This window comes from Megasphaera hutchinsoni (assembly GCF_001553405.1).
In the GTDB taxonomy this organism is placed as follows: domain Bacteria; phylum Bacillota; class Negativicutes; order Veillonellales; family Megasphaeraceae; genus Megasphaera; species Megasphaera hutchinsoni.
Genome location: NZ_KQ960955.1, coordinates 120657 through 134746, shown reverse-complemented (window position 1 = coordinate 134746; position 14090 = coordinate 120657). Strand labels below are relative to the sequence as shown.

The 14090-nt window shown below is 38.4% G+C and carries 12 protein-coding genes; all 12 read left to right on the top strand.

Annotated features, from left to right (window positions below):
* Positions 1–9 precede the first annotated feature (9 nt).
* Positions 10–1602, top strand: a complete 1593-nt coding sequence (gene serA, locus HMPREF3182_RS07180) for a phosphoglycerate dehydrogenase (RefSeq protein WP_062486586.1) — start codon at positions 10–12, stop codon at positions 1600–1602.
* 9 nt (positions 1603–1611) lie between these two features.
* Positions 1612–2250, top strand: coding sequence for a histidine phosphatase family protein (locus HMPREF3182_RS07175; protein WP_062486583.1), 639 nt, complete (start codon positions 1612–1614; stop codon positions 2248–2250).
* 207 nt (positions 2251–2457) lie between these two features.
* Positions 2458–3735, top strand: a complete 1278-nt coding sequence (serS, locus tag HMPREF3182_RS07170; RefSeq protein ID WP_007392676.1) for a serine--tRNA ligase — start codon at positions 2458–2460, stop codon at positions 3733–3735.
* Between the two features lie 183 nt (positions 3736–3918).
* The gene (glpX, locus tag HMPREF3182_RS07165; protein WP_007392656.1) at positions 3919–4884 is read left to right on the top strand and encodes a class II fructose-bisphosphatase; all 966 of its coding nucleotides are present in this window, start codon (positions 3919–3921) and stop codon (positions 4882–4884) included.
* 169 nt (positions 4885–5053) lie between these two features.
* Positions 5054–6322, top strand: coding sequence for a UDP-N-acetylglucosamine 1-carboxyvinyltransferase (gene murA, locus HMPREF3182_RS07160; RefSeq protein WP_062486579.1), 1269 nt, complete (start codon positions 5054–5056; stop codon positions 6320–6322).
* Positions 6294–7370 (top strand): rod shape-determining protein, encoded by a 1077-nt coding sequence (mreB, locus tag HMPREF3182_RS07155; protein ID WP_007392682.1) that lies wholly within the window; start codon positions 6294–6296, stop codon positions 7368–7370. Before murA ends, mreB begins: the two co-directional genes overlap by 29 nt.
* A gap of 10 nt (positions 7371–7380) precedes the next feature.
* Positions 7381–7671, top strand: a complete 291-nt coding sequence (locus tag HMPREF3182_RS07150) for a biotin/lipoyl-containing protein (RefSeq protein WP_007392637.1) — start codon at positions 7381–7383, stop codon at positions 7669–7671.
* Positions 7672–7683: 12 nt separating this feature from the next.
* A complete protein-coding gene (locus tag HMPREF3182_RS07145; RefSeq protein WP_062486576.1) occupies positions 7684–9630 on the top strand; it encodes a SpoIVB peptidase S55 domain-containing protein in 1947 nt (648 codons plus the stop codon).
* A 208-nt stretch (positions 9631–9838) separates the two neighbouring features.
* Positions 9839–10600, top strand: coding sequence for an MlaE family ABC transporter permease (locus HMPREF3182_RS07140; protein ID WP_062486573.1), 762 nt, complete (start codon positions 9839–9841; stop codon positions 10598–10600).
* A 9-nt stretch (positions 10601–10609) separates the two neighbouring features.
* Positions 10610–11371, top strand: a complete 762-nt coding sequence (locus HMPREF3182_RS07135; protein ID WP_007392640.1) for an ABC transporter ATP-binding protein — start codon at positions 10610–10612, stop codon at positions 11369–11371.
* Positions 11358–12593, top strand: a complete 1236-nt coding sequence (locus HMPREF3182_RS07130) for an MlaD family protein (RefSeq protein WP_062486571.1) — start codon at positions 11358–11360, stop codon at positions 12591–12593. Before HMPREF3182_RS07135 ends, HMPREF3182_RS07130 begins: the two co-directional genes overlap by 14 nt.
* Positions 12594–12607: 14 nt before the next feature.
* Entirely contained in the window at positions 12608–14050 is a 1443-nt protein-coding gene (locus HMPREF3182_RS07125; protein ID WP_072270839.1) for a TolC family protein, read from the top strand.
* Positions 14051–14090: the final 40 nt, after the last annotated feature.

The window sequence follows — 14090 nt, the reverse complement described above, 5'->3', positions numbered from 1 at the left end:
GGTACGGCAATGAAAATTTTAGTAAGTGATGATGTAGCCCAAGAGGGCATTTATTTATTGCGTCAGCATGGATATGATGTAGATGTAAAAATGAATTTAAAAGAAGCCGATTTAATTCAGTGTATTGGAGAATATGATGGACTTATTACTCGTTCGATGACGCATGTTACAGAAGCGGTTATAAAGGCGGCAACTAAGTTGAAAGTAATTGGACGAGCCGGCGTTGGTGTAGATAGTATTGATATTAAAACAGCTACGCGAAAGGGAATTATTGTAGTTAATGCCCCGACAGCGAATACGATTGCGGCAACGGAACATACTTGTGCTATGATTATGGCTATTACGAGACATATCCCACAGGCACATTATTCATTGATGGCAGGACAGTGGACACGCGAAGCATTTACGGGAATTCAATTAAAAGATAAAACGATTGGAATTATTGGTGTAGGTCGTATTGGTTCGCGGATTGCAAAACGCATGCAGGCGATGGAAATGAGGACGATTGGCTATGATCCGTATATCCCCAGAGAACGGGGTATACAACTTGGTGTGGAATTGATGGATTTGGAGTCACTTTTGGAACAATCTGATTATATTACGTTACATACGCCTTTGACGAAAGAAACACGGAATATGATTGGAGCAGAGCAAATTCGTAAAATGAAAAAGGGGGTCCGTCTTATCAATGTTTCGCGGGGGAAAGTTGTGGATATTAAGGCGTTAGCTGAGGCTCTTTTGCGTGGGCATGTTGCTGGAGCGGCCTTGGATGTATTTCCGGAAGAACCTTTATCGCAAGAGATAAATCCTTTTTTGGGGATGGATAATGTGGTGTTGACGCCTCATTTAGGGGCTTCAACAGTAGAAGCTCAAATTGGCGTTTCGATGGATGTGGCAAAAGGGGTTATAGCAGCATTACAAGGAGAACCTGTACCGACAGCGGTTAATATGGCACCTGTTCCGCCTAATGTATATAATGTAATTCAACCATATTTTAATCTAGTTGAGCGTATGGGAACGATGGGTGCGTACTTGGTATCAGCACCGATGCAAGAGATTCAAGTGGAATATACGGGAGAATTAGCTGAAACAGAAACAAGGTTATTGACTACAGCGGCTATAAAGGGAGCATTGAATCCGATTTTACAAGATTCTGTTAATTTTGTTAATGCGGCCGATGTTGCAAAGAGTAGACATGTGTCGGTTAAAGAAATTAAGTCCCAACAATCAGGTGATTTTACGGATGCTGTAACTGTTAGGATTAAAACAGAAAAGGGAGAACATGCTATTGTAGGAATGTTGTTTAATAAGAAGGAACCGAAAATAGTACAAATTGATAATTGGCGGTTAGATTTTACGCCTGAAGGATATTTGATCTTGGCACCGCATCGCAATCAACCAAATATGATTGGTCAAATTTCTACTATTTTAGGACAGGCTGGAATTAATATTACGGGTATGCAAGTAGGTAAAATGACGGAAGCTGATATTAATATTATGGCAGTGGCTGTGGCAGAAGATATTCCTCACGATATTATGTTAAAATTGCGTGCAATTGAGGGGATTTTAGATATTACATTAATTCATTGTGAAATACATTAAGGAGATAAGATGATACGGATTATATTAATTCGACATGGTGAGACATCATGGAATGTAGCAGGACGATTCCAAGGGCAAGAAGATACATGCTTAAGTGAAGCAGGACAACGGCAGGGGAAGCAAGTTGCTGAAGCGTTACGAGGGACGGCGATTGATGCGGTAGTGGCAAGTCCATTGCATCGTGCAAAAGTAACGGCACAATATTGTGCTCAGTTACATGACTTGCCCGTCCATACAGATGAACGGTTAATCGAAATTAATCATGGTAAATGGGAAGGTATGTTAGTAGATGAAGTACAAGCGACATATCCTGAACTTTATACACAGTGGCATCAACATCCACATTTGGTGACGATGCCGAATGGTGAAAGTTTAGCGGATATGAAACGCCGGATTCAGGACGCATTACATGAATATTGTTATAAATATGAGGGGAAAACGATATTAGTAGCTGCTCATGATGCAGTAAATAAAGTGATGATTTGCTCTATGCTGGGGTTGGATATGAGTCATTTTTGGCAAATAAAACAAGATAATACTTGTATTAATATTCTTGAAGGAACAGAACAGGCATGGCGAATTGTTTTATTGAATTCTGTTTCTCATCGTAATGTATTGTTTTGCGAAATGGAACAAAAGGGATTATAGATGATTATGTGGTGTAAGAAAAAGATACCTTTTGATATAGTGATAATCAATTGCTTTTCTCGTTGTGGGTGGATGCGTTAGAAAAGAATGTTGTAAGAAAGGCTAGTTTTATAGTATAGTAATAGAGGTATATAATTGTTTTGATACGGTTTGATTGATGTATAGAGAATTGTATTGTAGAGAGGTAATAAGGAGGAACGAACACGTATGTTAGATGCAAAATTTGTTCGTGAAAATGTAGAAGCGGTAAAGGAAAACGTAAAAAATAGAAATGCTCATGTCGATATAGACGCATTTGTAACGTTAGATGGACAACGGCGTTCATTGATTCAAGAAGTTGAAGCAATGAAAAACAAACGAAATACGGTAACACAGCAAATTGCTAAATTAAAGCAAAATCATGAAAATGCGGATGCAGAAATTACGGCTATGAAAAAATTAGGTGAGCAAATTGCGGAATTAGATCAAAAGCTGCATGCAACGGAAGAACAATTGCGGCAAGTTCAACTTATGATTCCGAATATGTGCCATTCATCTGTTCCCGTGGGAAAAGATGATCAGGATAATCCGGAAATTCGTAAATGGGGCATTCTTCCATCTTTTGACTTTACGGTGAAAAATCATTGGGAAATTGGTGAACAATTAGGTATTTTGGATGCAGAACGAGCGGCAAAGGTTACGGGAGCCCGGTTTTATTATTATATGGGGATGGGAGCTCGCTTAGAACGTGCTTTGTATAATTTTATGTTAGATCAACACACGGAAAAAGATGGATATACTGAAGTTATACCTCCGTATATTGTGAATAAGGATTCTATGACAGGAACAGGGCAGTTACCCAAATTTGAGGAAGATATGTATGCGCTACAAGTAGAAGGTGCAAATATGTATTTAATTCCGACAGCGGAAGTACCACTTACAAATTATTATCGCGGAGAAATTATTGATGCGGCAAAGTTACCTATATCTTTTACAGCAATGACACCTTGTTTTCGTGCAGAAGCAGGATCAGCGGGTCGTGATACGAGAGGCTTAATTAGACAACATCAATTTCATAAAGTGGAAATGGTTAAGTATACAACGCCTGAAACAAGTTATGATGAATTGGAAAAATTGACAAATCATGCAGAAGGTATTCTTAAAGCATTGCAATTGCCCTATCGGGTGGTTTGCCTTTGTACGGGTGATATTGGTTTTTCTGCAGCGAAAACATTTGATCTTGAAGTGTGGTTTCCCGCACAGGGAAAATATCGTGAAATTTCTTCTTGTTCGAATACGGAAGATTTTCAAGCTCGTCGTGCGAATATACGATTTCGTAGAGAAGCAAAGGGAAAATTAGAATATGTACATACATTAAATGGCTCAGGTGTTGCTGTGGGTCGTGCTGTTGCAGCGATTTTAGAAAATTATCAACAAGCGGATGGCAGTGTAGTTGTACCGGAAGTGTTACGTCCTTATATGCGTTGTGATGTCATTCGTAAATAATTTTATAAAAAAAGAGTCTATGATAAGGAGTGTATTTGTTACATTTATCGTAATTTAGATAGAATGGTAATGAATATGGATAAGATAGGCTCTTTTTATTTGCGGAGAAAATAAGAGGAATACTCAATATTAAAGAGAATTATGTAAAGAGTAGGAAAATATTGATCAAAGGAGGCAGCTATTATGGATAGGTTATTAACATTAGAGTTTGTACGGGTGACGGAAGCCGCAGCAGTACGTGCTGGTCGCTTAATGGGAAAAGGAAATAAAGAAGGCTCGGATCAATTGGCGGTTGATGGTATGCATGCTATTTTAGCAGGGGTACCTATTGATGGAACCGTAGTTATTGGAGAAGGGGAAATGGATGAAGCACCAATGCTTTATATTGGTGAAAAAGTAGGTGCAGGTGGTACGCCAGTAGATATTGCGGTTGATCCTCTAGAGGGGACTAATTTAACGGCTAAAGGGCAAGATGGCTCAATTGCTGTTATAGCTATTGCTGGTAAGGGAAATTTACTTCATGCTCCAGATATGTATATGGAAAAATTATGTGTAGGTCCTCGTGCTAAAGGGCGTATTGATTTAACGCAACCGGTTACAGAAAATTTGCGACGTATTGCCGAAGGGTTAGAACGTAGTATTGATGACATTACGGTAGTAATTTTAGATCGGGAACGTCATCAAGATATGATTAATCAATGCAGAGAAGCTGGAGCTAGAATTAAATTAATCACAGATGGAGATGTATCACCAGCAGTTGATATCGGAATTGAAGGTTCGGGTGTGCATGTGTTGATGGGGATTGGCGGCGCACCGGAAGGGGTATTGGCAGCAGCTGCTTTAAAATGTTTAGGTGGAGATATGCAGGCTCGATTATTGCCAGCAACGGATGAAGAATATAACCGGTGTGTGGCTATGGGGATTACCGATGTTAAGCGTATATTAACCTTAGATGATTTGGTAAAAGGGGATGATTGTATCTTTTCTGCTACAGCAATTACGAATACGCCGTTATTGCGAGGTATTCAGTATTTTGGCGGTGGTGCACGTACGATGTCGGTGGTAATGCGGTATAAGAGCGGTACTATTCGAGTTATTGATACCTTCCATCGGTTTGAACGGGATAGCAAATGGAGTATTCATTTATAAGTAATAGTGAGGATGGTAATAGGGGTGTCAGTCAAGTCGTATTTTCAATATAAACACTTTTAGTTTTGGGGTATTTATGGTACAATGACTTGATAGTAAAAGCGTTATGATGTATAGCATTATACATATAGATATATACTTGACTCATTATTATTAGGAGGCACCGGAATTGGAGAAACTTGTTATTCGGGGTGGAAATCCGTTACATGGAACGGTTCGTATCAGTGGTGCAAAGAATGCTGTGCTGCCCATTATTGTAGCATCTATGCTTGGTACAACCGAAAGTACGTTAACGGAGATTCCAAAGTTAGCAGATGTGTACACGGTTTGTGAGGTAATTCGTTCATTAGGAATTAGCATTGAAATGGTACACTCAGGAGTGTTAAAAATTGATGCATCGTCATTAAATAATACAGAGGCTCCTTATGATTTAGTACGGCGTATGCGTGCATCATTTTTGGTTATGGGACCGTTATTAGCACGAAAAAGAAAAGCTTGTATATCGTTGCCGGGAGGATGTTCTATTGGTGCACGACCTATTGATTTGCATTTAAAGGCATTTGAGGCGATGGGTGCACAAATTACGTTGCAAGATGGTAATATTGAGGCACAAGTCCCGAATGGTTTGCAAGGAGCTCAAATATATTTGGATTTTCCAAGTGTAGGTGCTACGGAAAATGTATTGATGGCAGCATCTATGGCAAAGGGAAAAACGGTATTAGAAAATGCGGCCGAAGAACCAGAAATTGTTGATTTAGCTACGTATTTAAATAGTATGGGAGCCAATATTCGCGGTGCAGGTACGAATGTAATTCGTATTGAAGGGGTGCCGCAGTTACATGGTGCAGTGCATTCGGTTATTCCCGATCGTATTGAAGCTGGTACGTTTATGGTAGGGGCAGCTATGACGGGTGGGAATGTGTTTGTCGAAAATGCACTATCAGAACATTTAAAACCACTTATTGCTAAATTAAAAGAAGTAGGTGCAACCGTAGAAGAAGAAATTGACGGTATTCGTGTTATCGGCAATACGTCGCTTGTTGCAGCGGATATAAAAACGTTACCGTATCCGGGTTTTCCAACGGATTTACAAGCACAGTTTATGGCGTTAACTACTATTTGTAAAGGTACAAGTGTTGTTACGGAAACGGTATTTGAAAATAGATTTATGCATGTAGATGAATTTAAGAGAATGGGAGCTAATATTATCATTGAGGGACGAAGTGCGATTATTAAGGGGGTGGAGCAGTTACGTGGAACTGCCGTTAATGCGACAGATTTGCGTGCAGGTGCGGCTCTCGTTTTAGCGGGATTAGTAGCGGAAGGTAGGACTGAATTGGGCTATTTATATCATATTGATAGAGGCTATGATAATCTTGTAGCGAAATTACAAAGGCTAGGTGCAGACATTGTTAGGGTTGAGATGGAAGAAACATAACAAGGGACAAGCATTGTTAAATATTTCGTTCTGGCATCGTTCGTGGTGGAAACAAGATATTGCGATTGATTTGGGGACGGCAAATATTATGGTGTATGTAAAGCGGCGTGGAATTGTAGTTGAAGAGCCAGCCGTTATTGCTGTAGATACGCTGTTGCATCGTGTTGTTGCTATAGGCAAAGAGGCCTATGATATGTTGGGGCGGACACCACGTAATATTTCTGCGTATTATCCATTACAAAAGGGTGCCATTGTTGATTATGATGCGACAGCGTACATGATTACGTATTTTATACAAAAAGCGATCGGGCGGCCGTGGTTGTTTAAACCTAATGTTATTATTAGTGTTCCTGCTAGTGTTACGAATGTAGAACGTCGTGCGGTAATAGAAGCCTGTATGCAAGCTGGAACAGGTAAAATTGTGGTAATGGAAGAAACCTTGGCAGCGGCTATTGGCGCGGGTCTTGATGGGACAAATTCGAATGGCTTTATGGTGGTTAACATAGGAGGAGGTACTACTAACGTAGCGATTCTTAGTGCGAGCGGTATTGTTTTTAGCGAATCTTTGCGTATGGGCGGACAGGCATTTGATGAAGCTATTTGTCAGTACTTGGAAAAGAAAAAAAATATTATTATAGGACGACAAACGGCGGAATTATTAAAAATTCATATTGGTACTGTGTTAAAAGAGAAGCAACAGGATCATGTTGTTGTACGAGGAAGAAGTGGTGAAACGGGGCTACCTGTACAAGTTGATGTGGATTCGCAGGAGATACGTAGTGCTTTACAAGAACATGTAGAAGCAATTATAAAAATGATTGTAGAAGTATTAGAAAAAGCACCTCCAGAATTAGCTTCGGATATTATGGATCATGGAATTGTTTTGGCTGGGGGAGGTATGCTTTTACATGGCTTAGAACGCCTTATTTCGGATCGTACTGGCATTGCGGCATATTGTTGTGATGATCCGTTGCGCTGTGTGATACAAGGTGCGGGAAAAACATTGTATAAGATGCAACGTTTAAAAGATAGTTTTTCAGAAGGATAGGGTGAAAACAATGAAGTTACTTTATAAAATCATTGCTTTTTTTGGATTAGCTAGTTTTTTTACATTTCCAGTGGCAGCGGCTGAAGTTTCATATACATCCGTATTAGCAGGTACGGTAGCGAGTATTGTTACCGTAGGGAGGCCTGTGAATGAGGGGGATGTATTGGTGACGATTCAATCGTTAGCAGGACCCATGGCAGCCGCAAGGGCTAATGGCAAAGGGGTTGTAAAAGCGGTATATGTCACACCTGGAACAGCAATTCAACAGGGGAGAGTAGTTGTTATAGTAGAGGAAGTATAAAGGTAGTTATTTATGAAAACGATAAAAACGAAGATATGTATATTTATTAGTATCTCTTTGCTTGTTCTTTTAGGGATGGTAGCTACGGTAGTACAAGCACAAGAATTTATGCAGGTGAAAGATGTTCGCGAAGGGATGACGGGGTATGCAAAAACGGTTGTTCATGGACATAAAATTGAAACATTTCCTGTAGAAATTTTAGGTGTAATGAAAAATAGCGGCCCATCGGGGGATTTAATATTAGCTCGTTTTTCTGGACCATTAATAGAGCGTACTGGTGGTATTGCACAAGGTATGAGTGGTAGCCCTGTATATATTCAGGGAAAGTTATTAGGTGCGATAGCTTATGGTTGGGCTTTTTCAAATTCTCGTTTAGGCATGATTACGCCTATAACAGATATGGTAAAGTTATGGGATACGCCTACGAGTGAAGAAATTAGACCATTTAATGCACGGGAAGAATCGTTAGTACCGATTGCTACTCCATTGATGGTATCTGGTTTTGATGCATCTTCTTTGGATTGGATGACCCAAAAATTGCCACAGTATCATTTTTTACCAGTTGATGCACCTACCTCAGAAATCGATGAACGCACTTTTACTTTAGAACCAGGAAGTGCAGTGGCCGCAGCTTTTGTGAATGGTGATATGAAAATGGGTGCTATTGGTACGGTTACTTATGTTGATAAGGATCGTGTCGTAGCGTTTGGGCATCCATTTTTAAAAAAAGGAAGTACGCATTACTTTATGCATAATGCATATATTTTTACTGTTGTAAATAACCTTAATTCGTCTTTTAAATTGGGATCTATTGGTGCTGAAATTGGCAATATTGATCAAGATCGTGGCGCGGGTATTGCGGGAGTGCAGCATTCTCTTGCGACAGGAATTCCGGTTGAAATACGTGTAGATGATGAAGATACAGGTGTATCTTTGGTGAAACGGGTTAAGATTATAGAAGATAATGAATTAACTCCCGTTTTGGCTTCTACGGCAATTTATAATACGGTTAATAAAGCCCTTGATAGAGTAGGGGGCGGTACAGTTACATTACAATATACAATTCGTAGTACAACGGGAGAGACCTATACTGTTTCTCGGCATAATATGTATTATTCATCTGATAATATTAATGAAAAAAGTATTGATGAATTATATAATGTAGTGGATCTGTTAAAGCATAATGAATTTGTAGAATATCCTGTGTTAGATATCAATATGCACATGCGTATTTCACAAGCGAAAAAAATAGCACGTATAGTGGATGCGACAGCTGCTCCAGCAGTAGTTAGTCCAGGAGATGAAGTTTTTTTTAATATTACATTACATCCGTATAGAGGCAAAGATGTACATCAAATCATGAGTTTTACTGTGCCGAAAGATCAACCTTTAGGGGAAATGATTTTGGAAATACGAGGTGGGGGTGTGATGCCTTTACCTTATTTGATAGAACGACAAAAATATAATTTAACGGATGAAATTTTAGCTCGTTTACGCAAGTATAAAAGTTTTGCCGATTTAAAAAAGAAGATTGAAGAAGAAGAGGCTAATAATGATGTAGTGGTAGAAATATTAGAAAAAGATGTTAGCATGGTTCCTGATCACGAAAAAGGTCCTGGCAAGGTGAAAATTAGCGGAAAAGACACTCCTACGAAATCAGAGGATTTGGTGAAACCGAATAAGCATAAATTAAAAGATGATAATAAAAAAGAAGCTAAATCCATGGCCCAAACTCCCTATATTGTTGTGGGAGATGGACAGATATCATTGCAAGTGGTACGTCCAGAAGAACGGAATGCATATTTAGCTAGACATCGTCAGAAAAAGATGGCAAAAGCGGTTATGAAAGAAGAAGTGGAATCGACAACAGAAAAATCTACCACGGAGAAATCGGAAAAAGGTAAAAAAGAAGATACATCGCATCAAGAAAAAGTGATTGATGTATCTAATTATAGGTGACTTATTTTTTGAAATAAAACATTCGATATGTCTTGTTAAAAAGAAATATCGAATGTTTTTTTATTTATAGGTGTATAGATGAAACATTTAGTAAAACAATTGCCGTCTTACTGATATAATGATATTATCATTATATCAGTACATATGAACTATATTTACAATAGTAGTTAGCAGGAACATAGATTGCACTTTATATGAAGGGGGAGTTATGGCTGTATTGGAAAGTATTGGTAAGTTTGTTTTGTCTATATTAGAACAAGTTGGTGTTATCACCATTTTATGGGGACAAACGATAAAACAATTGCCTAAAATACAATGGAAATTAACGATTTATCAAATGGCTCAATTAGGCGTAAATTCATTACCCATTGTTACGCTAACGTTATTGTTCGCGGGTATGGTCATGACATTACAAATTGTTGATATTTTACTTCGGTATGGAGCACAAGCAACCTTAGGAGGGGCTATGTCCGTGTCGATGGGACGAGAATTAGGTCCTATTTTAACTGGTGTAGTCATGGCGGGACGAGTTGGTGCAGCTATGACTGCTGAAATTGGCACAATGAAAGTTACCGAGCAAATTGATGCATTACGATGTATGGCGGTTAATCCTATTGCTTATCTAGTAGTACCTCGCTTTATAGCGTGTACTTGTATGGTGCCTTTACTAGCATTTTATGGATATATTATTGGGACGGCTGGAGGATATGCTGTTGCTGTCTTTGGTGCCGGTCTTGCCCACTTTACTTATGTTAATTCAATTGAAGTATTGACCGCAATTACGGATATTATTTATGGATTGATCAAAGCAATGTTTTTTGGTGGGATTATATCTATTATTGCTTGCTATGAGGGCTTACATGCTAAAAGTGGGGCTGAAGGAGTAGGGAAGGCGACAACAAAATCGGTAGTTACATCCATTATTTTTATTTTTATTTGTAATTATATTTTATCGGTTATTTTATATTAGGGGGCATAGATGATATCATTACGAGATATTACTCTGGCTTATGAGCATCAGATTATTTTAGATCATATTTCTTTGGATATTCATAAAGGGGAAACATTGGCTATTTTAGGAGCTAGTGGTTCAGGTAAAAGTACGATATTACGAATTTTAATAGGCTTGCAAAAACCATCAAGCGGACAGATTTTTTTAGAGGGAAGAGAACTTTCATCGCTTTCTGAACAAGCATGGAATAAAGTTCGTGGACGCATGGGAATGGTATTCCAATATTCGGCGTTATTTGATTCGTTGACAGTAGGAGAGAATGTTGCCTTTGGCTTACGCCAACATACATCATTAAAGGAACCTGATATTCGACGCATTGTAGCAGAAAAATTAGCGTTGGTTGGGTTAGTAGGTATAGAGGATAAAATGCCCAATGAATTATCGGGGGGGATGAAAAAACGAGTGAGTTTGGCTCGTGCTATTGCGTTAAATCCAGAAATTATTTTGTATGATGAACCTACGGCTGGCTTGGATCCGTTACGAAGTGCTTCGATTAATGAATTGATTGTATCGTTACAACAGCAATTAAAAGTTACATCGATACTTGTTACGCATGATATGACATCTGCTTTTTCGGTAGCCGATAGGATGGCTTTTTTAAAACAAGGAAAATTTCAACTCATTGCAGATAAGGAAACATTTAAACAAACGAAAGATAAAGATATTCAAATCTTTATTCATGGTGGAATGCTTCCGAATATGGAGGATTATAAAAATGAAGTGGAGTAGTGAAGCAAAAGTTGGATTGGTTACAGTTGTTGGGGTAATTTTATTTTCTTACACGATTATCGACTTGGCACAAGCAGAAATTTTAGGTAAACCTGGATATGAAGTACATAGTATTTTTTCAGATGCAAAGGGCGTCCAAAAGGGAAATACCGTTCGGTATGCTGGGGTCAATGTGGGTCGAGTGTTACGGGTAGAAACAACAAGTAGTGGAGTAGATGTTGTGTTGAAATTAGATAAACAGGTGATAATTCCTAAAGATTCCCCTATTTCTATTACTACTGATGGGCTGTTAGGTGAAAAAATTATTAATATTACACCTGGGAGCAATAAAGAGCGAGGATTACAAGAGGGTGATTATGTATTAGGCACATCAAGTAAAAGTATGGATGACTTGGTGAATACAGCGAATGATTTAATTCAAAATACGAATCAAATGGTAGTGAATGTAAATCGGATTATTGGGGATTCGCAAACGCAAGCGGCTATACGAGATTCCATGATTCATATTAATAATATTACGGCTCAGACGGATGCGATGTTGCAAGCAAATGCTGGTAATATTAGAGCGATTGCTCAAAATATGGCAGACCTTACAGCACAGATGAATAGTTCTTTGCAACGGATAGATGGTGATGGAGCGACATCGGATAATATTCGTTCTCTTGTAAAAAATATGAATGAATCGAGTAAACAATTAACGATGATTGCTAATTCATTTGCCAAGGTGACAGGAGATCCGCATACACAAGAGAATTTACAAATGACATTACAAAATACTGCCGCCATCTCACAAAAAGTAAATCAATTATTATCGGGAAATCGTGAATTGAACACAACGGGTGAAGCGGGAATATTATATAATAATACATCTAAAGAAAGTTATGGTTATGCTACTTTTAAAGTAGAGAAAAATAATAATTTCTTTCTTTTAGGCGCGGAGGGAATTGGTAATCGAACAAAAATGAATTTGCAATATGGAACACATCGGCCTTTTTTTGATATTCGTTGGGGTTTGGTGAATGGAGAATTAGGTGGAGGCATTGATTTGTTTCCTAAAAAAGTATTTCAATTGTCTCTAGAAGGATATAATCCCAATCAATGGCAATATCGGATGAAGGGAAAATATCGAGTAGCGAAGAATGTATATATTTTAGGTCAAGCGATACGTCCTATGAAAGGAGAGGGCGGTGGAAATTATTTCGGCGTGCATTATGTATTTTAAGATGGAGGTTTTTTATGACAAGGCATATTAAAGAAAAAATGATATGGGGGGTAGTATTTTCCCTTTGTTGTTTACCTGTGGGGGCAGCAAATTCAGTAGCGTTAAATAAGGATGATTATGCGATGGTTCGTCCAGTAGATATGACACCGTTGATACGGCAAGAAGTAGCGGATAAGATAACAAAACAGCATCATTTTATTTCTAATAAAAAAACGATATCGACATTGCGAAAGGAGATAAATAGAAATACGTTATCTTTAACATTACCACAAACGGTACGTCTGGCTTTAGCTAATAATCGTGATGTTAAAGTGGCCTACTATACATTAAAACAATCGGATTATGCGATTGCTGAAGCGAAATCAGGAAAAATGCCTAAAATAGAGTATAATTTTTCCGCTGGGCGTACAGGTGAGCATAATGGCATGAATATGTTTGGTCATACGTTGAGTTTATCGCTTCCTGTGTATACGGGCAATCGTCTGGAAAATGCAGTTACATTAGCAAATATAGAAAAAATGGATGCACAAGAGGGCGTATTAAAAACTGAACAGGAAATTAAATTAAATGCTATTAAGGGATATTTTAAGGTCTTGGCAGCACAAGAAGTACAACAAGTTTATCAAGAAGCGGTAGAAAATTTACAAGCGCATGTAAAAAATGTGAAAGCACAATATACGGCTGGAACAGTAGCCAAATTAGATGTATTGAATACAGAAGTATCTTTGGCGGCGGCTGAAACAAAAAATGTGTCCGCCCTTAACGATGTGGCACTGGCATCGGATCAATTGAGTAATATTGTTGGAGTACCTTTACAGACTGTATTAGTATTACAAGATCATACACTTCCTTTTCCGGCATATTCGCGTTCTCTTGATGAATCGGTGCAATATGCTATGAAATATAGACCAGAAGTATTGCAAGCAGCGTTAGCGGTTCAAAAAGCGAATGTGTATGTTGATTTGATGAAAGGGGATACGCGTCCGCAGGCGGGCATTCGGTTGAGTCAAGAGTGGAAAGATACTTCTTTTCCTGGAACGGCTCATTCATCGTGGCGTGTAGGTGGTGAAATTTCTTATTCGCTATTTGATGGGGGTGTTGCAAGAGCTAAAACGGCTAAGGCTAAGCAAGATTTTTTCAAGGCTAATGAAATGGATCAAAAAGTTCGTGAAAGTGTTACGCTACAAGTAAAACAAGCGTATCTAGCTATTTCTAGTGCAAAAAAAAGGGTAGATGCAGCGAAAGCAGCTATTACACAGGCTAAGGAAGGGTTTAAAATATCGCAGGTGCGCTATCAAGCTGGTGTAGGTATTAATTTAGATGTGTTAGATGCACAATTGGCTTTAAATCAAGCAAAAATTAATTATATTCAAGCATTATATGATTATAATGTAGGCATTGCTATGTTAGAGCAAGCAATGGGTATAGATGCATATTCAGGTGTGGTTCGTCCATAATAAAATCATTAATATAGATATATTTTAGGGATAATAGATA